Source organism: Rhizobium sp. ZX09 (genome assembly GCF_017357485.1).
Classification (GTDB): Bacteria; Pseudomonadota; Alphaproteobacteria; order Rhizobiales; family Rhizobiaceae; genus Agrobacterium; species Agrobacterium pusense.
This window is the reverse complement of record NZ_CP031363.1, coordinates 2,626,288-2,647,506: the sequence shown is the minus strand read 5'-3', so window position 1 is coordinate 2,647,506 and position 21,219 is coordinate 2,626,288. Positions and strand designations below refer to the sequence as shown.

The following is a 21,219-nucleotide window of genomic DNA, read 5'->3' as shown; positions in this document are numbered from 1 at the left end:
GATGCATATTCTTGCCACCACATCCTCGTCTCTCGACGATCTGATCGAGCCGGTTGACCTCAACCAGCCTCGATCGGATGTGGTGATGCTGTCGTTTTCGACAAGCGATCTTGCCGGGCTTGAGCAGGCGTGGCGACAGGCGGACAGTGTGCTCCCCAGCCTGTCCGCCGCAAACCTCGCCGAGCTTCGCCATCCCATGTCGGTTGACCTGTGGATCGAAAAGACGGCGGAGCATGCCACGGTCATTCTTGTCCGAATCCTCGGTGGAGCGGAACGCTGGCGTTATGGAGTTGATCAGCTTTCCAGCATGGCGCGCCGACGTGGCATAAAGCTTCTGCTTCTGCCCGGCGAATGCAGTGAAAGGGACGAAAAGCTCGAAGCGGCGTCGACCGTGGACACACACATCCTGACATCTGTCCTTTCTTTTTTCCGCGAAGGCGGAAGAGAGAATATGAGCCGCCTTGCCGGTGGCCTCGCCGCTCTGGCGAGAGACGACGCGTGGCCGGCGATAGAGGCTGAGCCATTGGCGAAAGCCGGCTTTTATCGGCCCGGGTTGGGGGTGTTGGGGCAAACGGAGGCCTGCTCTGGCTTCCAGGCTGCCGCGCCCGTTCTGCCTATTGTCTTTTATCGCTCCATGTTGCTGGCTGCGGATGCAGCGCCGGTGGATGCGCTCTTTCACGCGCTTTGCGAGCGCGGTTTCTCCCCGGTGCCGATTTTTGTCAGCGGCCTGAAGGATGGCGACGCCCTTCGCTTTCTCGAAAAGGCGCTGAGAGATATTCAGCCCGCTGCCATCGTTGCCGCGACGGCCTTTGCCAGTCAGAGCGATGCCGATGGCCATACGCTGTTCGATCGGCTTGGCGTCCCCGTTTTCCAGGTCGCCATGGCGACGACCCGCCGCGACGGCTGGGCGGCGAATGCGCGTGGACTAAATCCGTCCGATCTTGCCATGCATATTGTGCTGCCTGAACTGGATGGCCGGATTTTCGCAGGCGTGATTTCATTCAAGCAGCCTCGGACCGATGGCGGTATCAGTCTCGTAAACATGCCGGAGGCGGATCGTGTCGAACAGGTGGCAAGCCGCATCGCGGCTTTCCTGCGTTTGAAAAATAGCTCGCCGGAGGAGCGGCGCATTGTCGTTCTGATGCCGGATTATCCGGGTGCAGCCCCGGGGCGAACCGGTTACGCCGTTGGTCTCGATGTGCCGCAAAGTGTGCTCGAAATGCTGCGAGATCTTGCTGATGCCGGCTATTGCGTCGAAGATATTCCCGAAACGGCAAGGGCGCTGCTCGATCGCCTCGAGCAGCAGGAAGCGACGATCGATCTTGCGGACTATCGAGGTTTTCTTTCGGGTTTGCCTAACGATGCCGCGTCCTCCTTGAACGCGACATGGGGAGCTGCGGAAAGTGACGAAGCTTTCGCCGATGGCAGGTTTCATTTTCGCGTCGCGCGTTTCGGCCAGATCTTCGTGGCGCTTGCGCCGGACAGGGGGCGCAATGAGGACCGCCGGGTTGACTATCACGATCCCGCCCTGCCACCGCGCCACGCGCTTGTTGCCTTCGGCGCATGGATGCAGCGCGTGGCATCCGCCCATGCCATCGTGCATGTGGGCGCGCACGGTACGCTGGAATGGCTGCCGGGCAAGACAGTGGCGCTTTCCCGCAAGTGCTTTCCGGAAATTGTCACTGGTCCGCTGCCGGTGATTTATCCGTTTATCGTTTCCAATCCCGGTGAGGCGGCGGTGGCGAAACGGCGTATTGCAGCCGTCACCATCGGCCATATTCCGCCGGTGCTGGTTAATGCCGGGCTTTCGCCGGAACAACTGGCGCTTGAACAGCTGGTCGACGAATATGCGCAGGCCGATGGGCTCGATCGGCGCCGGCGCGACCGGCTGGCGAAGCTGATCATTGAAAAAGCGCAGGAAACCGGGCTTGCAACCGAGGCCGGCGTGAATACGAAAGACGATGCCGACGCCGCCCTCTCACGCATCGACGCCTTTCTCTGTGATCTCAAGGATTTTGCGATCAAGGACGGCCAGCACATTTTCGGCCGCTGCGCCGAAGGTGAGGCTGATCCTCTGAGACTTCAAAGCGCCCGGGCCGAGAAGGCGGCCTTGCTTGCCGCACTCGATGGCCGGCACGTTGCTCCCGGTCCTTCCGGCGCACCGGCACGGGGCCGGATCGATGTACTTCCCACGGGCCGCAATCTTTATGCAGCGGATCCGCGCACGATGCCGACGCCCACCGCTTTTGAACTCGGGCGCATGGCCGGCGAAGAGGTGCTCCGTCATCATCTGCAGAGCCACGGGGATTGGCCGAAACATCTGGTGTTCGATCTCTGGGGAAGTGCCAGTCTTCGCAACGGCGGCGAGGATGTGGCGCAGGCGCTGCACCTGATGGGAGCGCGGCCAATTTACGACGCCGGCACCGGCCGCGTTACCGGCATCGAGGTGCTGCCGCCGGCCAGCCTCGGCCGTCCACGCGTTGATGTCACGTTCCGCATTTCCGGTCTGTTTCGGGATATGTTTCCTGCGCTGATCGCGCTTCTCGATGCTGCCGCCAAGGCCGTGGCGCGGCGTGAAGAAGCGCCGGGCGACAATCCGCTTGCGGAAGAGGCGGCTCTGCTCGGTCATGTACCACCGCGGATTTTCGGCTCTGCGCCCGGCACCTATGGTGCCGGTATTGAGGAGAAGCTCGCCAGCGGCAAATGGGACGAACGCGAGGAACTGGGTAAAGCCTACTTAGATGCGGCAAGTCACGCATTCGGGGGTGCGGACGGGCTGGAGATTTTCGAGGATGCCGGATTTGCGCAGGCGGTGCGCCGGGCTGATCTTCTGGTTCACACCGGCGATGATCCCGGCCGCGATCTTCTGGACGGTTCTTCCGATGTCGCTTTCATTGGCGGCTTTTCCGCTGCCAAGGCTGCACTTGGAGGCGTTGCCGATATCGTGGCGCTGGATACGACCGATCCGGCGCGCCCACGGGCAAGATCGATGACACAGGCCCTGACGCGGGTGGTGCGGGCCCGGGCCGTCAATCCGCGCTTCATCGAAGGCCAGATGCGACATGGTCCACGCGGTGCGGCGGAGTTTGCCGAGACGGTGGACCGGCTGGTCGGCTTTGCCGAAACCACCAATGCGGTGTCGTCATCGTTGATCGAAGCCCTTCACGATGCCTATTTCGGCAATGAAGCGGTGCGCGATTTCATCCTGCGCGAAAACCCGAAGGCAGCGCGGGTGATGGCGGAACGTTTCTTGTCCGCCCGCCGCCGCGGCCTGTGGCACAGTCGCCGAAACGCGGTGGATGCGGAGCTTGAAATGCTGCTTTTGCCCCGTCCGGAAAGGGTCGGCGCGTGATGACGGCCTTATTCAATCCCGTTCAGCCAGTCAGCCGCCGCGGCGCATGCCCGGCTCTCTCTGCACCCATGCCCACCGGCGATGGTCTCCTGTCACGGATCGCATTCGAAGAGGATATCACGCCCCTTGAGATGAAGAGGCTTTGCGATCTTTCGGATTTCCATGGCAATGGCTTGATGGACATTACCGCCCGGGGCAGCCTGCAATTTCGCGGTCTGTCGCCCGAGAGCGCGCGCTTTCTGGAAAAAGAGGTTCTGGCGCTTGGTCTACCGCTTCGCGATGGGCTGGCGGTTGAGGTGTCGCCCTTATCCGGTCGTGACGAGGCGGAAATTGCCGATGGCCGTTCTCTTGCAGACGAGATTCGCCGGGAGGCAAAAGCGCCGGGACTTGCTGAAAAACTCGCCGCCAAAATGTCTGTGGTGATCGACGGTGGCGGATATGTTTCCATGGGAGATTTGCTCGCTGACATCCGCCTGAAAGCACAGCGTCTGGAAGGGCAGGTCTTCTGGCGCCTGTTTGTGGGCGGTCCGGAAAGCAGCTCGGTGGATGCGGGGCTGGTTGGCGCCGGCGCCGCAGCTGGTGTCGTCCTTGAATTGCTCGCGCTTCTGGCAAAAAAAGGTCCGCTCGCCCGCGGTCGCGATCTGGATCGGAAGATGATTGAAGCGATCTGTGGTGATCATCTGGTGGATTGGGCCGGAAGCGAGGCATCCCCGTCCTTCGTGCCTTTGGGTTTGATGGCCGCAGGCGGGGCCGGTTTTGCTGCAGGCGTCGCGCCTGCCTTCAGTCAGATCAAAGCCAATGATATAGCACGTCTTTGCGAAGCGGCCGCCGTGCTCGGTATTCAGTCTCTTCGGCCAGCGATAAATCATAGCCTGCTGTTTTTCGGTTCCCAGCGCGCGTGCGGCGCACTGCTTGCGAGTGCCGGAACATCGGGTTTCGTCACGGCTGCCGGCGACGGGAGATCTTCCATAGCAGTCTGTCCTGGCGCTCCCGGTTGCGCGTCGGCCTTTTATCCTACTCACGAACTGGCTTCCTTTGCGGCAGGCGCTTGCGCCCCGCTGCTCGACGGTTCCGTGACCCTGCATATTTCTGGATGCGGCAAAGGCTGCGCCCATCCCGCGCCGTCGCTTCTGACCTTTTCAGGTTCCGATAATGGCATGGCTTTTTCGATTTTTGGCCGCGCCGGTGATTCGCCGGACGGCATTTTACCCTTTGCACAACAAAGAGCGGCGCTTTCGCGGCTTGCCCGTCTTTATGAAAAAGAACATAAGCCCGGGGAAAACGCCGCTGGCCTGTTTGCCCGTCTGGGCAGGCAGGCAATTGTCGCGGCGCTTCGACAGGATGACCGATGACCGACTATGACTATATTCGCGATGGCAATGCGATCTATGAGCGCTCCTTCGCCATAATACGCGAGGAAGCGGATTTGTCCGCTTTTGCCGAGGATCAGGCGGACATCGCCATTCGCATGATTCATGCCTGCGGGCTGGTTGAGGCCGCCGCCCATTTCCGTTTCTCCCCGGATTTTGTCTCTGCCGCGCGTGGCGCACTCCTTGCGGGCAAGCCCATCCTTTGCGATGCGGAAATGGTCGCCCATGGTGTGACGCGCGCGCGCCTGCCAGCCGCCAATGCGGTCATCTGCACACTTCGTGATCCGCGCACGCCCGACATTGCGAGGTCCATCGGCAATACACGTTCGGCCGCCGCGCTTGATCTCTGGGCGGAGCACATGAACGGTGCTCTGGTGGCGATCGGCAACGCGCCAACAGCCCTGTTCTATCTTCTGGAGATGCTCGAAAAGGGCGCGCCTCGCCCCGCCGCCATCATCGGCATGCCGGTCGGTTTCGTCGGCGCAGCGGAATCGAAGGATGCGTTGGAAGTCAGTACGCTCGGCATTCCCTACGCCATCGTCAAGGGACGCATGGGCGGCTCGGCCATGACGGCTGCCGCCGTCAACGCGGTTGCGAGGGCGGGCCTGTGAGCGCGGCTCTTTTTGAACATCGTAAGGGGAAACTCGTCGGCGTCGGCACCGGTCCCGGCGATCCTGAACTGCTGACGCTGAAAGCGGTGCGTGCCATCGAGGCAGCCGACGTTCTGGCTTTCTTCTGCAAAAAGGGCAGTAGCGGTAACGGCCGTGGTATCGTCGAGGCCTTTATCCGTCCGGGCACGCTTGAAATGCCGTTGGTTTACCCCGTCACGGTCGAAAGCGACAAGAACGGTGAGGATTATCGCGATGCGATCGCCCGATTTTTCGATCAGTCGGCGAAGGACATTGCAGCACATCTCGAAGCCGGCAGGAATGTTGCCGTGCTCTCGGAAGGCGATCCGCTGTTCTATGGCTCCTATATGCATCTGCATCTGCGGCTTGCGCCGTCCTATCAGGCGGAAGTCGTAGCCGGCATCACCGCCATGTCCGGCTGCTGGTCCATGGCTGGGCTGCCGCTGGTGCAGGGAGACGATATTCTGAGCGTGCTTCCTGGAACGCTTGCAGAAGATGTTCTTTCTGACCGTCTTTCCGGCACGGACGGGGCGGTCATCATGAAAGTCGGGCGCAACCTGCCCAAAATCCGCCGTGCACTGGAAAAGGCCGGCAAGCTCGAACAGGCGCTTTATGTCGAGCGCGGCACCATGGCCAACAGCCATGCAGTGCGGCTCATCGAGCGGGATGCTTCGCCTGCACCCTACTTTTCGCTGGTTCTTGTACCTGGCTGGAAAACGAGGCCCGGCGCGGGTGAAGCACCATGACCGGCAAGCTCGTCGTCGTCGGGCTGGGTCCCGGTAATGCTGCACAGGTGACGCCGGAGGCGCTTGCCGCTGTCGCGGCATCCGACGATTTTTTCGGCTACATTCCTTATCTCGACCGGCTGTCGCTTGGGCCCCATCAGCGCCGCCATGCCTCCGACAATCGCGAGGAGATCTCCCGCGCTGAACAGGCCCTTCGGCTTGCGGCCGAAGGCGGCAGGGTCTGCGTGGTTTCCGGTGGTGATCCCGGTGTCTTCGCCATGGCGGCGGCCATCTGCGAGGCAATCGAAAATGGTCCATCCGAATGGCGCGACATCGATGTTTCCGTCGTGCCCGGCGTGACGGCGATGCTGGCGGTGGCGGCAAGAGCGGGTGCGCCGCTCGGGCATGATTTTTGCGCCATTTCACTGTCGGACAATCTCAAACCCTGGGGAATCATCGAGAAACGACTGATCGCAGCGGCGCAGGCGGGTTTCGTGATGGCCTTCTATAATCCTGTCAGCAAGGCGCGGCCGCATCAGCTCGGCACGGCTTTTGACCTGTTGCGGGTGCACCTGCCCGGATCGGTGCCGGTGATCTTCGGCAGGGCGGCAGGCCGCCTGGATGAGCGCATACGGGTCGTGCCGCTATCGGAGGCGTCGAGCGACATGGCAGACATGGCGACCTGTGTCATTGTCGGTTCGGAAGAAACGCGTTTGATCGAACGTCCCGGAAAAGAACCGATCGTTTATTCGCCTCGTTTTTCGAAAAGAGAAAACTGATGGTGGATGGCGGTGAGCGCAGTCGCTATATCCGGCACCGTTACGCTTGTGGCGGCCGTGTCGCACGACTGCCTCGGCCGCTCGATCATGATAACCGGCAGATGGAGTTGTCTGGCCGCTTCGATCTTGCCGTAACTTGCTGCGCCACCCGAGTTTTTCGATATCACGACCTCAATGCGGTTTTCTTCCAGCATACGGATTTCGTCCTCCGTTGCGAAAGGACCGCGTGCAGTGATGTAACGCGCATCCGGCAACTTCAGCGGCGGTTCCACGGGATCGACGCTGCGGATGAGATAGTTGTGCTGGGGCGCGGCCTCAAAAGGAAGAAGCTCCTGTCGACCGAGCGCCAGAAACACGCACCTGCCTTGGCCGCCAAGCGCGACGACCGCCTGATCGATGCTCTCGACACTTTGCCAGTTATCGCCCGGCTGACGCTGCCAGGCAGGACGCGAAAGCCTGATGAGCGGAACGCCTGCGCGCTTCGACGCCTCCACGGCATTGGCGGAAATTCTGGCGGCATAGGGATGGGTCGCATCCACCAGAATATCGAAATTCCCGGCGCGGATGAAATCCGCCAGCCCCGCCGCACCGCCGAAGCCGCCACTGCGCATGGGTACGGGCTGTTCCACCGGGGAGATCGTGCGCCCCGCCATGGAGAGCAGGATACGATAGCTGGAATCCTCGCCCAGCCGGCCGGCCAGGAGGCGGGCATCGGTCGTGCCGCCAAGAATGAGTATGGAGCGTGTCATGACCTCTGAATATTCCGGAACGGGCAAGGCTTCCACCGAAAAGGAAGCAACGCGCTGGCTTTCCATCGTCGGCATCGGCGAGGACGGGCTTGACGGGCTCGGTAAAAATGCGCTGCGGGCAATCGAGGCCGCCGAAGTTGTCTTTGGCGGCAAACGTCATCTGGACCTGGCCGCTGCGTCCATTCGGGGCGAAGCACGGGCCTGGCCCGTGCCATTCGACGTGGAGATGAGGGACGTTCTGGCGCTGCGCGGCAGGAGGGTTTGCGTGCTGGCATCCGGTGATCCGTTCTTCTACGGTGTGGGCGTCACGCTTCTGAGAAGCGTCCCTGTCCAGGAGGCTGTCTCGTATCCTTCGCCTTCGGCCTTTTCTCTCGCGGCTTCCCGGCTCGGCTGGCCGCTGCAGTCGGTCGAGTGCGTTTCGCTGCACGGCCGACCCATCGACCTTTTGCGGCCGCATCTCCATCCCGGCACCCGCATCATAGCGCTGACGTCGGACGAGCGCGACCCGGTTTTGATCGCAAAATTGCTGTCTGCCTCCGGTTTCGGCCGGTCGGAATTCACTCTGCTCGAGGCTTTGGGAGGAGAACAGGAAAGATCGCGCCGCCTCCCGGCGAGCGATTTCGCCGTTGAGGACGTCAATGCTCTGAATGTCGTGGCAATTGACGTTGTTGCGGATCAAGGCGCACGTGTCCTGCCCTTTGCGCACGGACTTGACGATGGCCTGTTCGAACATGACGGGCAGATCACCAAACGCGAAATCCGGGCTGTGACCCTGTCCTCGCTGGCGCCACGCCGCGGCGAACTGCTTTGGGATATCGGTGCGGGTTCCGGCTCGATCGGTATTGAATGGATGCTGTCGCACCCTTCGCTCCGCGCCATTGCCATAGAGCAGCACCCGACAAGGGCGGAACGCATAACGTTTAATGCCGACGTCTGCGGTGTTCCCGGGCTTGAGGTCATGATCGGTTCCGCTCCCGACGCTTTTGAAGGGTTACCCCGTCCGGACGCAATCTTCATTGGCGGCGGCGGCAGTGAAGCGGGTGTATTCGATGGGGCCGTGGAGGCATTGAAATCCGGTGGGCGTCTGGTCGCCAATGCCGTGACGTTGGAAATGGAGGCAGTTCTGCTGGCCGCGCATGCGAGGCTCGGCGGTTCGATTGTAAGGCTGGATGTGTCGCGGGCGGCGGCTGTCGGTTCAATGTCGGGGTGGCGTCCGGCCATGCCGGTGACCCAGTGGAGCTGGGTGAAGCCATGGTGATCGTGGCTGGCATAGGCTGCCGCAAGGGAGCGACGGCGGGGATGATCATCGCTGCCTTGCGCGCTGCCGAGCAGGATTTTGGCGTCAAGGCCGACCGTCTGGCAACTGCGCCACTTAAATCGCGGGAAGCCGGCCTTGCGGAAGCGGCGAAAACCCTTTCCCTGTCGCTCGAAATCGTCGCGCAGCACCGGCTTGACGCGGTTATCTCGAAAACACTGACGTTTTCACGCGCAAGTTTCGAGCGGTCCGGTTTGCCGAGCGTGAGCGAAACCGCGGCGCTTGCGGCAGCGGGAGAGAATGCAAGACTGGTTGCGCCGCGGCTCGTACACGGCGATGTGACGGTGGCCATCGCAACCGCTGACGGTGCCGCCCCAGAGGATGGCGGCTGCGCGATCGAACATGGAGAACACGAATGACGGTTCATTTCATCGGTGCCGGTCCGGGCGCCGCCGATCTCATTACGGTGCGCGGGCGCGATCTTATCGCGGCGTGCCCGGTCTGCCTTTATGCCGGCTCGCTGGTTCCGAAGGCGCTGATCGACTATTGCCCGCCGGGCGCGCGTATTGTCGATACGGCCGCACTTTCGCTGGATGAGATCGAGGCGGAATTCATCGCGGCAGCAAGGGAAGGCAAGGACGTTGCACGGTTGCACTCCGGCGACCTTTCCGTCTGGAGCGCAATGGGCGAACAGATCCGCCGGCTGGAGCAGCTGGGGCTCGATTACAGCGTGACGCCCGGGGTTCCTTCCTTCGCCGCCGCCGCCGCCGCCTTGCAACGCGAACTGACGGTGCCGGAAGTGGCGCAGAGCCTTGTGCTGACGCGGATTTCCGGGCGTGCATCGAAGATGCCTGATGGTGAGACGCTGCAGGCTTTCGGTGCGACGGGCGCGACGCTTGCCATCCATCTTGCCATTCATGCCATCGGCAGGGTCGTGGAAGAATTGACGCCGCTTTATGGTTCCGATTGCCCCGTCGCCATTGTCGTGCGGGCGTCCTGGCCGGATGAGCGGGTCATTCGCGGTAGCCTGTTCGATATCGAAGGCAAGCTTGCGGCCGAGCCTGTCGAGCGCACGGCGCTGATCTTTGTCGGCCGTGGTTTGGCCTCGACGGATTTTCGTGAAAGCGCACTCTACAGTGCAGACTATGTACGCCGCTTCCGGTCTCCAAAGGAGGATGCGGCGGGCTGATGCGACGGGGTGGAGGCGGTGCGTCCCTTCAACGCGCCCTGACGATCGAAAACAAGGATATCCAGTGCTATGGCCGGCGTCCTCAGCGCCGCCGCCGCGGTCACCCAGGCTTTTTCCGCAACGATCGCGCCAAGATCGATAGCGTTGCGATCGGCCAGCTGGAAAGCATGGGCGACGGTGTTGGCGCTGCGAATGGCGTCAGCGAGTTCCCCATCGCCACCTGCCTCCCCTGCCAGCGCCGCCAGCGCATCGAGATCGGCAAGACCTTTTTTGGAGTGCACGTCGAGCATCCCCTGGGCGAGCTTCGTCATCTTGGCGACGCCACCAGCAATCGTTACCCGCTCGACCGGGTGGCTGCGCAGATATTTCAACATGCCGCCGATGAAATCCCCCATGTCGATCAACGCGGCCTCGGGCAGTTCATACAGCGCCTGTCCCGCTTTTTCAGAGGTGTTCCCGGTAGCGCCGAGCACGTGAGTGCAGCCGGTCGCACGCGCCACGTCAATGCCTCGCCAGATGGAGTGGATCCAGGCCGAGCAGGAAAAAGGGATAACGACGCCCGTGGTGCCGAGAATGGAGATACCCCCGAGAATGCCGAGTCTGCCGTTGAGGGTTTTTTCCGCAAGTTTCTCGCCGTCTCGAACGGAAATTTCGACTTCGAAATCAGCCTCCGCACCAGCCACCTCGTGAATGGCGGTTTCGATCATCTTGCGTGGCACGGGATTGATGGCGGGTTCTCCTGGCGGCAGGGGCAGTCCGGGCCGCGTGACGGTGCCGACGCCCATGCCGGCCTTGAAGGTGATACCGCTTCCCGGCTGACCGCGCCGCACCGTGCTTTCGATCAGCGCGCCGTGGGTAACATCAGGGTCATCGCCCGCATCCTTGATGACACCTGCGCGGGCGAAGTTTTCACCCTTTTCCTCGGTCGCGAGGGAAAATGCGGGCCTCGCGCCGCTTGGAAGTTCGACCTCGACAGGGTAAGGAAACTCGCCGGTCAGAAGGGCGGCGCAGGCCGCCTTCGTGGCGGCTGCCGCGCAGGTGCCCGTGGTCCAGCCGCGGCGAAGGGTCTTTCCATCCGTTTCCATATGAATTCCTATAGCCGGGACGGCTTTTTCCGTCATCGTTAAAAAGCAGCCGAGAAGAATGTCGATACCGCAGATTTTGAACAGTATTGCCGCAAAAGGTCCGGCCTTCGAAGCGGGGCACGTCTGGCTCGCGGGCGCAGGGCCTGGAGATGTGCGTTATCTGACGCTCGAAGTGGCGCTGGCACTCTCCCAGGCCGAGATCATCGTGCGTGATGCGCTGGTGAGTGACGATGTCGTGGCGCTCGGTCCCCAGGCGGAGATCGTCTTTGCCGGCAAGCGCGGTGGCAAGCCCTCTGCGACGCAGGACGATATTACCGCCTCGCTGATCAATTTCGCCCGGCAGGGAAAAAAGGTGCTGCGGCTGAAGGGCGGCGATCCCTTTATTTTTGGCCGTGGCGGCGAAGAAGCGGAGGCGCTGGTCCGTGCCGGCGTTCCGTTTCGCATATTGCCGGGCATGACATCTTCGCTGGCGGCGCTGGCTTCTGCGCGTATTCCAGCCACGATGCGTGGGATCAGTCGCGCCGTGACGCTCGCCACCGGTCATGCGGCTGGCACGGAGGAGGACCTGGACTGGCTGGCGCTGGCAAAAACACAGGAGCCTATCGTCGTTTATATGGGTCTGAAGAATATCGGCGCAATTGCAAAGCTTCTGATGCAGGGCGGACGTTCGGCGACGACGCCGGTCGCTGTCATCATGTCGGCGACAACTGAACAAGAGCGCATCTTTATTAGCAAGCTGGAAAGTATAGCTGGCGATGCAATGCGGGAAAATTTCGAAGCGCCGGCCTTGATCGTCATCGGAGAGATTGTGTCGATGCGCGAGCGGCTGGGAGTTTCGCAGGCATGACGGCGCGGGCGATCATCATCGGCGCGCCGCGCTCGGGATCCGGCAAAACCAGCGTGACCATCGGCCTGCTGCGGGCTTTTGCCCGACGCGGCATCAAGGTACGCGGCATCAAGACGGGACCCGATTACATAGACCCGGGTTTCCATGCCTTCGCCACCGGCTCATCAGGTCTTAATCTGGATAGCTGGGCAATGAGGCCAGAGCTGCTGCGGCACCTGTTTTCACAGCACACGCAGGACGCCGATCTCATTCTGATCGAGAGCGCGATGGGCCTGTTCGACGGCATTTCGGTGGCGGAAAACCGTACCGGTTCGGCTGCGGATCTGGCACGGCTATTCGGCATTCCCGTGCTGCTGGTCCTCGATGTGTCCGGTCAGTCGCAGACCGCCGCCGCCGTTGCTCACGGTTTTGCCCATTACGATCACGCCGTAACCATGGCGGCGGTGGTGCTGAACCGGGCCGGCAGCGAAAGGCACAGGCTCCTGTGTACGGAAGCCATCGAAAAAATCGGATTGCCGGTTGCCGGATGCGTGCTGCGCGATCCCTCCCTCATCCTGCCGGAACGTCACCTGGGTCTCGTGCAGGCGAGCGAACATCCGGAAATCGATGCACATATCGAAAGGCTCGCGGACGCAATGGAAAAATCCATCGATCTTGATGCCGTGTTGTCACTTGCCGCACCGGTTGAGCTGTCTCCGGGTTTGAAAACAGCAGCCATCGCGCCGCCCGGCCAGCGCATTGCGCTGGCGGAAGATGCAGCTTTCACCTTCCTTTACCCGCATCTCAAGAAGCACTGGCATGCATCCGGCGCCGAAATCGTGCCTTTTTCTCCGCTCGCCGATGAGGCTCCGGACGGGAGCTGTGATATCTGCTGGCTGCCCGGCGGGTATCCCGAGCTTTTTGCCGGAAAACTCGCGAATGCCGCTGTTTTCAAGGCCGGCATTACCCGCTTTGCCGCGACAAAGCCCGTGCATGGCGAGTGCGGTGGTTACATGGTGATGGGGGCGGCGCTGGAGGATGCCGATGGGGTGACCCATGCCATGACAGGGCTGTTGTCGCATGCCACCAGCTTTGCCACGCGCAAGATGAATCTCGGCTACCGGCAGGCAACAATTGCGGTGAATGGTCCGCTCGGATCGGCAGGGGAAGTTCTGCGCGGCCATGAATTCCATTATGCGCGGGTCATCGACCCCGGCCAAGACGCGCCTTTTGCTGAGATAGCCGACGGGCAGGGTCGCCCGCTCGGGCCATCGGGCGGCAGGCGAGGCCTCGTTTCGGGCACGTTTTTCCACGCCATTGCCCGGGGCGTTTGATCCCGGTGCGGCAAAGTGGAGCAAGCTGTGAAAGTTTGTAGGCTCCGACCGTTAGAAAGTGTTATAGGGTCCTCTCAGAGGGCATGGAAAGACGGAAATACTTCCGGCTCCATGTTCCGTGAAGTCCGGGCCGGAAGCCGTTCTGTCTGCCGCGGCCCGGATCTGCTATCGCGCATTTATCTCGAGCGTGCCTACCGATGATGAAACCCGGATTTTTTCTCTCCGCCGCTCTGGCTGCATCCGTTCTGCTCGCTCCTTTCGGTGTCGGGTTCGATGGTGTGGCTGCTCATGGCGGCGAAGATTATGCGACGCTGGAAAAGCTCGGTGCGGCGCTCTTTGACGATCCCAATCTTTCCATGAACCGAACGATGGCCTGTTCCACCTGCCATATGCAGGCGGCCGGTTTTTCCGATGGACGGGAAAACGACAAGGTTGGGCGCGATGTTTCGCTCGGCGATGACGGTTTCTCACTGGGCGACCGCAACGCGCCGACCGCGGCCTACGCCCGGTTCTCACCGCCTTTCGGCAGGAATGCGGCGGGAGAGTATGTGGGTGGCCAGTTCTGGGACGGCCGCGCCTCGCTGCTGGAGGATCAGGCAGGTGGACCGCCGCTCAACCCCGTCGAAATGGGTATGCCGAACAAGCCCTCGGTCGTGAAGCGACTCAAGGAGAATCCGGATTATGTCGCGGCGTTCGGCACGCAGTTTGGCAAGGATGTTTTTGAGAACGACGACACCGCCTATGCCGCAATGACGAAGGCGCTGGCGAGCTTTGAGCGATCGGACGAGTTCTCGACCTTCGATTCCAGATATGACCGCTTCCTGCGTGGCGAGGAAAAGCTGACTGATCAGGAAGAGCTGGGGCGGGTTCTTATCTCCTCGACGCAATTCACCAATTGCAATACCTGCCACGAAATCCGGGGCGCCAAGGGTCTGGAAGACGGCCTCTTCACCAACCACAAATATTTCAACATCGGTGTGCCCGCCAATACTCCTGTCCGGGCCGTAAATGGCTCGAAGCCGGGCGCAGTCGATCTCGGTCTTGCGCAGAATCCGATCGTCGCCGGTGATCCGGCTGAGCGCGGCAAATTCAAGGTGCCGACGCTGCGCAACGTCGCCGTGACCGGCCCTTACATGCACAATGGCGTGTTCAAGGATCTGCGCACGGTCGTGCTGTTTTACGTGAAATATAAGAGCAAGAAGCCGAGCCGTCAGATCAATCCTGAAACCGGCAGAGCCTGGGACGCGCCTGAGGTGCCTGAGAATATCGCCATGGCGGAACTGACATCAGCGCCGGCGCTGGACGACAAGCGGGTCGACGCCATTGTCGCGTTTCTGATGACACTGACCGACAGGCGCTACGAGCATCTTCTTACGAAGGAAAACGGGCAGACGGCTATGCCGCCTGCCCAGCCTGTATCAAGCCTTACGCCGAAAGCGCCTTGAATTCGGCAAGAACCGCATCACCCATTTCGGACGTGCCGACCTGGCGGCTGCCTTCTGCCATGATGTCGGCGGTGCGGATGCCCTGGTCGAGCACGTTTGCAATCGCTGTCTCGAGTTTCGTTGCCTCATCCACCATGTTGAACGAGTAGCGAAGGCACATGGCGAAGGACGCGATCATGGCGATGGGGTTGGCGATGCCCTTGCCGGCAATGTCAGGCGCCGAGCCGTGGACCGGCTCGTACATCGCCTTGCGTTTGCCGGTCTTGGCGTCCGGTGCGCCAAGCGAGGCGGAAGGCAGCATGCCAAGCGAGCCGGTGAGCATGGCGGCGACGTCGGAAAGCATGTCGCCGAAGAGATTGTCGGTGACGATAACGTCGAACTGCTTGGGTTTGCGCACCAGCTGCATGCCGCCGGCATCCGCCAGCATATGCTCCAGCTGAACATCCCTGTACTTTGCGGCATGGGTTTCGGTGACCACCTGGTTCCACAGCACGCCCGACTTCATCACGTTGCGCTTTTCCATCGAGCAGACGCGGTTGTCGCGGGTGCGGGCCAGCTCGAAAGCGACACTGGCGATCCGCTCGATCTCGAAGGTGTCATAGATCTGGGTGTCGATGCCGCGCTTCTGGCCGTTGCCGAGGTCGATGATCTGCTTTGGTTCACCGAAATAAACGCCGCCCGTCAGCTCGCGAACGATGAGGATATCGAGACCTTCGACAAGTTCCGGCTTCAGGGAGGAAGCGGCGGCGAGTGCCGGGTAGCAGATGGCGGGACGCAGATTGGCGAAAAGTTCAAGATCCTTGCGCAGGCGAAGAAGGCCGGCTTCCGGGCGATGCTCATAGGGAACGCCATCCCATTTCGGGCCGCCGACGGCGCCGAACAGGATAGCATCGGCGGCGAGCGCCTTTTCCATGTCCGCATCGGAAATCGCAACGCCATGGGCGTCATAGGCTGAACCCCCGACCAAGCCTTCGGAGACTGTGAAACCGGCACCTTCAGCGCTGTTCATATAGTCGATCAGCTTGCGGACTTCGGCCATGGCCTCAGGGCCGATACCATCACCGGGCAGAAGGAAAAGCGAACGAACTGTCATAGGAACCCTCCTTGGGCGGCGCGCCGGAAAACATCCAGAAGGGTTTTCGATGGCGGCGAGCACGGCGTCAAACTCGTTCCGTCCTGCATCTGCAAGGTCTTATTGCAGCCGGACGGGATCGGGGGCTTTTTATCTCTGCCTCAGGGGCTTTTCAAGCAAAGCAAAAGCCGATCCGGTACGGTTTTGTACGGGATCGGCTTTTTAGTCTTTTACCTTGACGCATTTTCCTGACGGGCCCGCTTGTGCGAATGCCCGACGTAGAAAGTGGGATCAGGCCCAGGGCCGCGCGGAGGCGTTGGTCTTTTCGAAGGTATCGATTGCGCCGCGATGTTCCAGCGTCAGGCCAATATCGTCGAGGCCATTCAGCATGCAGTGACGCTTGAACTCATCGATCTCAAAACTGATCGTACCGCCGTCGGGACCGCTGATCTCCTGACGTTCAAGATCGATGGAAAGAACGGCGTTTGATCCGCGCGATGCGTCGTCCAGCAGCTTTTCCAGGTTCTCGGGGCTGACGACAACCGGAAGAATGCCGTTCTTGAAACAGTTATTGTAAAAAATATCCGCAAAGCTGGTGGAGATCACGCAGCGGATGCCAAAATCGAGCAGCGCCCAGGGTGCGTGTTCGCGCGATGAGCCGCAGCCGAAATTATCGCCAGCGACGAGGATCTGGGCGTTCTGGTAGGCGGGCTTGTTCAGCACGAAATCGGGATTGGGCGAACCGTCTTCGAGATACCGGGATTCAGCGAAAAGGCCCTTGCCGAGACCGGTGCGCTTGATGGTCTTCAGATAATCTTTCGGAATGATCATATCGGTGTCGATATTGACGACCGGCATGGGCGCGGCAACGCCTGTCAGCTTGGTGAATTTTTCCATCTGTCGCTTCCCGTGTTTCCCTGAACAAAATCTGGCGCTGGCTAAAGCCGGCCGGAGTTAACTGGGGAAATACTGCAAAAAGGGTCGCTTTAGAAGCGCAAACCCGCATTCATCGGTACGCCTTGCGCGCACCGCCGGTGCTTTTTCCGAATTCATCGACCTCAGAGATCGATAATCGTACCCTTGCCGTCGTTCCAGACGCGCATGTCGCGCTGGCTGCGCGGCTTCACAGGGATCGGAGCCGGCTTCAGACGCGCGGACAGGAGGCGGGCTGCGCTAAGAACCGCGAGCACGCCAATGAAAGCGACCGTAAGCGACGCCGTGAAAAGAGCGGCCATGGCCAGAATTGCAATGCCGGATGCGGCGATGAAAAACGAACGTATGCCTTGCATGATCCAAACCTTTCTTTCCAGACGAATGTGGGCCTTCTTCTTCCGGCTTGCAAGAGGATTCAGTGGATTGTCGGCTTGCAGATGTCACAAAAGCTTGACACAAGTGCGGCATGGTCAGTTTTTCCGAAAATATTCCTGTCCGACCGCGCCGTTCGCTGCTGTCCGTCCCCGCGATCAACGTCCGGGCACTGGAGAAAATTCGCGATCTCGATTGTGACGGGGTGATCCTCGATCTGGAAGATTCGGTAGCGCCCGACATGAAGGGCAAGGCGCGGGAGAATCTGAAAACCTTGTTTTCGGAAGCCCCTTTTTTCGGCGGCGAGACCATTATTCGCATCAATCCCCTCTCCACACCTGAGGGGAAGGCGGATCTGCAGCTTGTTCTTTCCTGTCAGCCGAACGCAGTCCTGCTGCCGAAGGTGGAACAGCCGGCGGATATCAATGACGTGGCTGATCTTCTGGCCGAAGCAGATGCGCCCGAAGCCCTGAAAATCTGGGCGATGATCGAGACGCCGCTCGGTGTCCTGAACGCCGCCTCGATTGCAGACGCGGCCCACACGCCGGATGCACGGCTGGCGGCTTTTGTCATCGGGCTGAACGACCTCCGCAAGGAAACGCGCGTTCCAGCGCTGACAGACCGCATGTATCTCGTACCCTGGATGATGCAGGTTGTGCTTGCCGCCCGTGCGTACCGTCTGGAAGTCATCGACAGCGTTTCAAACGACTTTCGTAACATCGAGGCCTTCGAAGCTGAATGCGAACAGGGGCGCGCCATGGGATTCGATGGCAAGATGTTGATCCATCCTGCTCAGATCGAGCCGGCTAACCGGCGTTTCGCCCCGGACGAGACTGCGGTCGCGGAAGCGCGTGAGATCATTGCGGCTTTCGCAAAACCGGAATATGCGAAATTTAATGTCATCAACATGAATGGTCGGATGATAGAACGGCTGCATGTAAACCAGGCCGAAAGGCTGGTCGCCATGGCCGATATCATCGCGCAAAGAAAGGTAAAAACGACGTGAAGGTCTATCGTTTCATCACCGGACCGGACGACGCGAAATTCTGTCACCGGGTTACCGAGGCGCTGAACAAAGGCTGGGAACTCGCGGGTTCGCCAAGCTATGCCTTTAATGCGGCAAGTGGCGTCATGCATTGCGGCCAGGCCGTGACCAAGGTGGTCGAGGGCAAGGAATACCATCCCGACATGAAGCTCGGCGAGCAGTAAGCAGTCATGGCCGCCCCGATCAGCGATCGGCGGCGGCCTCGTCGGCGCTTTCTTCGATCCGCTCCATGTCGTCATCAGACAGGCCGAAATGATGGCCAATCTCGTGGATGAGGACATGAGTGATGATATCACCCAGTGTTTCCTCGTTCTCGGCCCAGTAGTCTAGAATGGGACGTCGATAAAGCGTGATACGGTTTACCATCTCGCCCGTTTCCATGGTGAAACGTTCGGAGATGCCCCGGCCCTCGAAAAGCCCCAGGAGATCGAAAGGGGTTTCGAGTGCCATGTCTTCGAAGACATCGTCGGTCGGGAAATCGGCGATCTCGATGATGAGATCTTTCGTCAGTGCGCGAAATTCTTCCGGCAGGTGGCCATAGGCCTCGATCGCAAGCGATTCGAAGGCGGAAAGTGTCGGCGCATGGCGGTCCCGCCAATCGTCGGTCTGGTCTATGCGGGCCATTTCTGCTCCTTGTTGGAAGGCCCATATAAACACTTGCTGGGCAAATTTCGAGACCTGACTGCCGCGCCTGCCGAAAAAGCATGAAATTCTTGGCGTTACAGTTACTTTTCAAGCCGTCTTCATCTTGACATAAACCGGCGTCTCGCGTAATCGGCACCCAAATTGATGGCGTAGTGCGCCTTCTGTTTATGCCGCCTTTCAAATGGCGGCTTCACCGGCAGACACTCAAAGGGACATCCTGTCCCGACGGGTTTCTACCAAATTCCGACTGATAAAAAGACGGCCAGCTTGCTTAGGCGGGCAGAGCCGGAACGAACATGAAAGGATAAAAAATGTTCGCAGTCATCAAGACCGGCGGTAAGCAGTACCGCGTAGCGGCCGACGCCGTGCTGACCATCGAAAAGCTGGAAGCAGAGGCAGGCGCAACTGTAGAATTCACCGAAGTTCTCGTTGTTGGCGAAGGTGCCGACGCCAAGTTCGGTGCTCCCTTCGTCAAGGGTGCCATCGTCAAGGCTGAAGTTGTCGAGCACAACCGCGGCAAGAAGGTCATCGCCTTCAAGAAGCGTCGTCGTCAGAACTCCAAGCGTTCGCGCGGCCATCGTCAGCATCACACTGTCGTCCGCATCACGGACATCGTTGCTGCCTGATCGGCGCGACACGGGAAACAAGGTTTAAAGGAGAACTCCAATGGCACACAAAAAAGCTGGCGGTTCCTCGCGTAACGGTCGCGATTCCGAATCCAAGCGCCTTGGCGTAAAGAAGTTCGGCGGCGAAGCTGTCATTCCAGGCAACATTATTCTGCGTCAGCGCGGCACGCAGTGGCATCCCGGCGCCAATGTTGGCATGGGCAAGGACCACACGATTTTCGCACTGACCGCAGGTAACGTGAACTTCCGTACGAAGGCCAATGGCCGCGTATTCGTATCTGTGGCACCGAAAGCGGAAGCCGCAGAATAAGCCGGTAAGCGTCATATGCAGCCGGTGTCCCATCGACCCGGCTGAGGCGTATCAGGTTCAGTCAAGAAAACAGGGGAGATGGGGCACCACCCAACTCCCCTTTTTCTTTAACCCCAAGGAGGGACTGAACCATGCAAGCTGAATTGTTGAGGGTTGACCAATCACGGTCACCCGAGGAACGGCCGAGGCCCGATCGGTCGAGGAGCGATTGCCCCGTTTTACTGTCGCAGAGGCTGGTTTTGCGCAAGCCTCACGAAGAAGACATCGACGCCCTTGCCCATCTTGCCAACAATGCCAATATCGCGACCATGGTGTCGCGTATGCCGCACCCCTACACGGCCAAAGACGCCGCGGATTTTGTGCGACGCTCCAAAGCTGGCGAGATTGGCAAGTGCGTCTATGCGATTACCCGCATGGACAATGGCGAGTTTCTGGGCTGCTGCGCGCTCGAACCCCAGGAAGACGAAAAGACGCTGGAGATCGGTTACTGGCTGGGGGAACCCTACTGGAACCGGGGATACATGACCGAAGCGGCGCATGCGCTAATCGACATGGCCTTTCGCACGCGTGAAATCGACCAGATCGATGCCCGTTGCCGGGTCACCAACATCCCGTCGCGCCGTGTCATCCAGAAGTGCGGTTTCCAGTTCCAGGGCTCCGGCATGGTCGGTTCGCTGGCGCTCGGTGGCATGGTGCCGGTCGAATGGTATAGGCTGGACCGCAAGACCTGGGTTTCGCTGAAGAGCTGGGGGGACATGGGATGAGCACGCTCGAACTGAGCCGCCGCCGGGCGGCCCCTGCGATAGCGCCACCAGGCCCCTGCCCCGTCATCGAGACATCGCGTCTGGTGCTGCGCCCACAGCGCCTTTCCGATGCCGGCAGCATTGCGGAATCGCTTGGCGATTTTGCGGTAACGAAAATGCTGGCCCGCGTTCCCGCGCCTTACCACAAGCAGGATGCGCTGGAGTGGCTGGTGTTGCGCACCTCCGGCACCCTGCCTGACTGGGATTTCGCCATTACCAGCGGCGACGATACGCTGATCGGCGTCGTCTCGGTGGAATTGCGGCATGGCGAGTGGCATCTCGGCTATTGGCTCAACCGCTTCTACTGGGGCAAGGGTTACATGACCGAGGGGGTGGCCGCCGTCGTTGAGCGGTTCTTTCGCCGCATGCCGGGAGTGACCCTTCACTCCGGCGTGTTTGCGGATAACCCCGCCTCGCTGCGTGTGCAGGAGAAGCTCGGCTTCCGGGTGACCGGTTGTCACCAGATCTACGCCACGGCGCGTGCCGCCATGGTGGCGCATATCGACACGATGGTCACGGCTGAAGATTTCATTAAGCCGCATCGCATTTGAGGAACATTACAAGGCCGGTTTGATCCAGACCGGCCTTGTCTCGCGCATGAGCTTCCCGCACGATAGTCTTTGACCTTGTGAAGAAGCGCTTGTATTCGAAACGACGATATTTTTGTTTGGCGCA

At 60.5% G+C, this 21,219-nt stretch carries 23 protein-coding genes; 17 read left to right on the top strand and 6 right to left on the bottom strand.

Features of this window, described 5'->3' with window-relative positions; all coding sequences use genetic code 11:
* Nucleotide 1 precedes the first annotated feature (1 nt).
* The 5 genes from cobN to BTN45_RS12930 are packed head-to-tail and all read left to right on the top strand — an operon-like array spanning nt 2 to nt 6,855.
* Nucleotides 2-3,352, top strand: a complete 3,351-nt coding sequence (cobN, locus tag BTN45_RS12950) for a cobaltochelatase subunit CobN (protein ID WP_207588181.1) — start codon at nt 2-4, stop codon at nt 3,350-3,352.
* Nucleotides 3,352-4,704, top strand: coding sequence for a precorrin-3B synthase (gene cobG, locus BTN45_RS12945; protein WP_207589735.1), 1,353 nt, complete (start codon nt 3,352-3,354; stop codon nt 4,702-4,704). Before cobN ends, cobG begins: the two co-directional genes overlap by 1 nt.
* Nucleotides 4,701-5,333, top strand: a complete 633-nt coding sequence (locus BTN45_RS12940) for a precorrin-8X methylmutase (protein ID WP_006700275.1) — start codon at nt 4,701-4,703, stop codon at nt 5,331-5,333. Before cobG ends, BTN45_RS12940 begins: the two co-directional genes overlap by 4 nt.
* A complete protein-coding gene (locus BTN45_RS12935) occupies nt 5,330-6,097 on the top strand; it encodes a precorrin-2 C(20)-methyltransferase (RefSeq protein ID WP_022557022.1) in 768 nt (255 codons plus the stop codon). Before BTN45_RS12940 ends, BTN45_RS12935 begins: the two co-directional genes overlap by 4 nt.
* Complete coding sequence (locus BTN45_RS12930; RefSeq protein ID WP_004444163.1) at nt 6,094-6,855, top strand: precorrin-3B C(17)-methyltransferase; 762 nt, start codon at nt 6,094-6,096, stop codon at nt 6,853-6,855. The genes BTN45_RS12935 and BTN45_RS12930 overlap by 4 nt, the downstream gene beginning before the upstream one ends.
* On the opposite strand, the gene BTN45_RS12925 is transcribed toward BTN45_RS12930, so the two are convergent.
* Nucleotides 6,822-7,604, bottom strand: a complete 783-nt coding sequence (locus BTN45_RS12925) for a cobalt-precorrin-6A reductase (protein WP_207588179.1) — start codon at nt 7,602-7,604, stop codon at nt 6,822-6,824. The genes BTN45_RS12930 and BTN45_RS12925 overlap by 34 nt on opposite strands.
* Here BTN45_RS12925 and cbiE point away from each other — a divergent pair.
* The 3 genes from cbiE to cobM are packed head-to-tail and all read left to right on the top strand — an operon-like array spanning nt 7,603 to nt 10,048.
* Nucleotides 7,603-8,862 carry a precorrin-6y C5,15-methyltransferase (decarboxylating) subunit CbiE gene (cbiE, locus tag BTN45_RS12920; RefSeq protein WP_207588177.1) on the top strand — a complete coding sequence of 420 codons (1,260 nt, stop codon included), beginning with the start codon at nt 7,603-7,605 and terminating at the stop codon, nt 8,860-8,862. The two genes, BTN45_RS12925 and cbiE, sit on opposite strands and share 2 nt — an antisense overlap.
* The gene (locus BTN45_RS12915) at nt 8,856-9,278 is read left to right on the top strand and encodes a cobalamin biosynthesis protein (protein ID WP_004444156.1); all 423 of its coding nucleotides are present in this window, start codon (nt 8,856-8,858) and stop codon (nt 9,276-9,278) included. The genes cbiE and BTN45_RS12915 overlap by 7 nt, the downstream gene beginning before the upstream one ends.
* Complete coding sequence (gene cobM, locus BTN45_RS12910; protein WP_004444155.1) at nt 9,275-10,048, top strand: precorrin-4 C(11)-methyltransferase; 774 nt, start codon at nt 9,275-9,277, stop codon at nt 10,046-10,048. The genes BTN45_RS12915 and cobM overlap by 4 nt, the downstream gene beginning before the upstream one ends.
* Here cobM and BTN45_RS12905 read toward each other — a convergent pair.
* A complete protein-coding gene (locus BTN45_RS12905; protein ID WP_207588175.1) occupies nt 10,003-11,133 on the bottom strand; it encodes a cobalt-precorrin-5B (C(1))-methyltransferase in 1,131 nt (376 codons plus the stop codon). The genes cobM and BTN45_RS12905 overlap by 46 nt on opposite strands.
* A gap of 58 nt (nt 11,134-11,191) precedes the next feature.
* Here BTN45_RS12905 and cobA point away from each other — a divergent pair, with 58 nt between their 5' ends.
* The 3 genes from cobA to BTN45_RS12890 all read left to right on the top strand — a co-directional run bounded on the left by cobA (nt 11,192) and on the right by BTN45_RS12890 (nt 14,738).
* A complete protein-coding gene (gene cobA, locus BTN45_RS12900; protein WP_207588173.1) occupies nt 11,192-11,980 on the top strand; it encodes a uroporphyrinogen-III C-methyltransferase in 789 nt (262 codons plus the stop codon).
* Nucleotides 11,977-13,293 carry a cobyrinate a,c-diamide synthase gene (locus BTN45_RS12895; protein WP_207588171.1) on the top strand — a complete coding sequence of 439 codons (1,317 nt, stop codon included), beginning with the start codon at nt 11,977-11,979 and terminating at the stop codon, nt 13,291-13,293. Before cobA ends, BTN45_RS12895 begins: the two co-directional genes overlap by 4 nt.
* Nucleotides 13,294-13,490: 197 nt before the next feature.
* The gene (locus BTN45_RS12890) at nt 13,491-14,738 is read left to right on the top strand and encodes a cytochrome-c peroxidase (RefSeq protein ID WP_112765666.1); all 1,248 of its coding nucleotides are present in this window, start codon (nt 13,491-13,493) and stop codon (nt 14,736-14,738) included.
* Here the strand turns inward: BTN45_RS12890 and leuB are convergent.
* From leuB to BTN45_RS12875, 3 genes are all read right to left on the bottom strand, one after another.
* On the bottom strand, nt 14,719-15,831 hold the full coding sequence (leuB, locus tag BTN45_RS12885; RefSeq protein WP_035208013.1) for a 3-isopropylmalate dehydrogenase: 1,113 nt from the start codon (nt 15,829-15,831) through the stop codon (nt 14,719-14,721). The genes BTN45_RS12890 and leuB overlap by 20 nt on opposite strands.
* A gap of 270 nt (nt 15,832-16,101) precedes the next feature.
* Nucleotides 16,102-16,707: a 3-isopropylmalate dehydratase small subunit gene (gene leuD, locus BTN45_RS12880; protein ID WP_006698323.1), complete on the bottom strand. Its 606-nt coding sequence runs from the start codon at nt 16,705-16,707 to the stop codon at nt 16,102-16,104.
* A 161-nt stretch (nt 16,708-16,868) separates the two neighbouring features.
* The gene (locus BTN45_RS12875; RefSeq protein ID WP_006698322.1) at nt 16,869-17,099 is read right to left on the bottom strand and encodes a hypothetical protein; all 231 of its coding nucleotides are present in this window, start codon (nt 17,097-17,099) and stop codon (nt 16,869-16,871) included.
* 110 nt (nt 17,100-17,209) lie between these two features.
* Between BTN45_RS12875 and BTN45_RS12870 the strand changes: the two genes are divergently transcribed.
* Nucleotides 17,210-18,121: a CoA ester lyase gene (locus BTN45_RS12870; protein WP_207588169.1), complete on the top strand. Its 912-nt coding sequence runs from the start codon at nt 17,210-17,212 to the stop codon at nt 18,119-18,121.
* Nucleotides 18,118-18,324 (top strand): DUF1737 domain-containing protein, encoded by a 207-nt coding sequence (locus BTN45_RS12865; RefSeq protein ID WP_003505258.1) that lies wholly within the window; start codon nt 18,118-18,120, stop codon nt 18,322-18,324. The genes BTN45_RS12870 and BTN45_RS12865 overlap by 4 nt, the downstream gene beginning before the upstream one ends.
* A gap of 19 nt (nt 18,325-18,343) precedes the next feature.
* Here the strand turns inward: BTN45_RS12865 and BTN45_RS12860 are convergent, their stop codons facing one another.
* Entirely contained in the window at nt 18,344-18,784 is a 441-nt protein-coding gene (locus BTN45_RS12860) for a metallopeptidase family protein (RefSeq protein ID WP_003520258.1), read from the bottom strand.
* Between the two features lie 332 nt (nt 18,785-19,116).
* On the opposite strand from BTN45_RS12860, the gene rplU reads away from it, so the two are divergent.
* The 4 genes from rplU to BTN45_RS12840 all read left to right on the top strand — a co-directional run bounded on the left by rplU (nt 19,117) and on the right by BTN45_RS12840 (nt 21,095).
* Entirely contained in the window at nt 19,117-19,431 is a 315-nt protein-coding gene (rplU, locus tag BTN45_RS12855; RefSeq protein WP_003492690.1) for a 50S ribosomal protein L21, read from the top strand.
* Between the two features lie 40 nt (nt 19,432-19,471).
* Nucleotides 19,472-19,741 carry a 50S ribosomal protein L27 gene (gene rpmA / locus BTN45_RS12850; protein WP_004444127.1) on the top strand — a complete coding sequence of 90 codons (270 nt, stop codon included), beginning with the start codon at nt 19,472-19,474 and terminating at the stop codon, nt 19,739-19,741.
* A 131-nt stretch (nt 19,742-19,872) separates the two neighbouring features.
* Nucleotides 19,873-20,505 carry a GNAT family protein gene (locus tag BTN45_RS12845; protein WP_004444125.1) on the top strand — a complete coding sequence of 211 codons (633 nt, stop codon included), beginning with the start codon at nt 19,873-19,875 and terminating at the stop codon, nt 20,503-20,505.
* A complete protein-coding gene (locus BTN45_RS12840; protein ID WP_207588167.1) occupies nt 20,502-21,095 on the top strand; it encodes a GNAT family N-acetyltransferase in 594 nt (197 codons plus the stop codon). The genes BTN45_RS12845 and BTN45_RS12840 overlap by 4 nt, the downstream gene beginning before the upstream one ends.
* The last annotated feature ends 124 nt before the right edge of the window (nt 21,096-21,219 follow it).

What these genes read in the sequence shown, in the direction of transcription:
- cobN (WP_207588181.1), top strand. Translation starts at nt 2, where the DNA reads ATGCATATTCTTGCCACCACATCCTCGTCTCTCGACGATCTGATCGAG.
- cobG (WP_207589735.1), top strand. Translation starts at nt 3,352, where the DNA reads ATGACGGCCTTATTCAATCCCGTTCAGCCAGTCAGCCGCCGCGGCGCA.
- BTN45_RS12940 (WP_006700275.1), top strand. Translation starts at nt 4,701, where the DNA reads ATGACCGACTATGACTATATTCGCGATGGCAATGCGATCTATGAGCGC.
- BTN45_RS12930 (WP_004444163.1), top strand. Translation starts at nt 6,094, where the DNA reads ATGACCGGCAAGCTCGTCGTCGTCGGGCTGGGTCCCGGTAATGCTGCA.
- cbiE (WP_207588177.1), top strand. Translation starts at nt 7,603, where the DNA reads ATGACCTCTGAATATTCCGGAACGGGCAAGGCTTCCACCGAAAAGGAA.
- BTN45_RS12925 (WP_207588179.1), bottom strand. Translation starts at nt 7,604, where the DNA reads ATGACACGCTCCATACTCATTCTTGGCGGCACGACCGATGCCCGCCTC.
- BTN45_RS12915 (WP_004444156.1), top strand. Translation starts at nt 8,856, where the DNA reads ATGGTGATCGTGGCTGGCATAGGCTGCCGCAAGGGAGCGACGGCGGGG.
- cobM (WP_004444155.1), top strand. Translation starts at nt 9,275, where the DNA reads ATGACGGTTCATTTCATCGGTGCCGGTCCGGGCGCCGCCGATCTCATT.
- BTN45_RS12905 (WP_207588175.1), bottom strand. Translation starts at nt 11,133, where the DNA reads ATGGAAACGGATGGAAAGACCCTTCGCCGCGGCTGGACCACGGGCACC.
- cobA (WP_207588173.1), top strand. Translation starts at nt 11,192, where the DNA reads ATGTCGATACCGCAGATTTTGAACAGTATTGCCGCAAAAGGTCCGGCC.
- BTN45_RS12895 (WP_207588171.1), top strand. Translation starts at nt 11,977, where the DNA reads ATGACGGCGCGGGCGATCATCATCGGCGCGCCGCGCTCGGGATCCGGC.
- BTN45_RS12890 (WP_112765666.1), top strand. Translation starts at nt 13,491, where the DNA reads ATGATGAAACCCGGATTTTTTCTCTCCGCCGCTCTGGCTGCATCCGTT.
- leuB (WP_035208013.1), bottom strand. Translation starts at nt 15,831, where the DNA reads ATGACAGTTCGTTCGCTTTTCCTTCTGCCCGGTGATGGTATCGGCCCT.
- leuD (WP_006698323.1), bottom strand. Translation starts at nt 16,707, where the DNA reads ATGGAAAAATTCACCAAGCTGACAGGCGTTGCCGCGCCCATGCCGGTC.
- BTN45_RS12875 (WP_006698322.1), bottom strand. Translation starts at nt 17,099, where the DNA reads ATGCAAGGCATACGTTCGTTTTTCATCGCCGCATCCGGCATTGCAATT.
- BTN45_RS12870 (WP_207588169.1), top strand. Translation starts at nt 17,210, where the DNA reads ATGGTCAGTTTTTCCGAAAATATTCCTGTCCGACCGCGCCGTTCGCTG.
- BTN45_RS12860 (WP_003520258.1), bottom strand. Translation starts at nt 18,784, where the DNA reads ATGGCCCGCATAGACCAGACCGACGATTGGCGGGACCGCCATGCGCCG.
- rplU (WP_003492690.1), top strand. Translation starts at nt 19,117, where the DNA reads ATGTTCGCAGTCATCAAGACCGGCGGTAAGCAGTACCGCGTAGCGGCC.
- rpmA (WP_004444127.1), top strand. Translation starts at nt 19,472, where the DNA reads ATGGCACACAAAAAAGCTGGCGGTTCCTCGCGTAACGGTCGCGATTCC.
- BTN45_RS12845 (WP_004444125.1), top strand. Translation starts at nt 19,873, where the DNA reads ATGCAAGCTGAATTGTTGAGGGTTGACCAATCACGGTCACCCGAGGAA.
- BTN45_RS12840 (WP_207588167.1), top strand. Translation starts at nt 20,502, where the DNA reads ATGAGCACGCTCGAACTGAGCCGCCGCCGGGCGGCCCCTGCGATAGCG.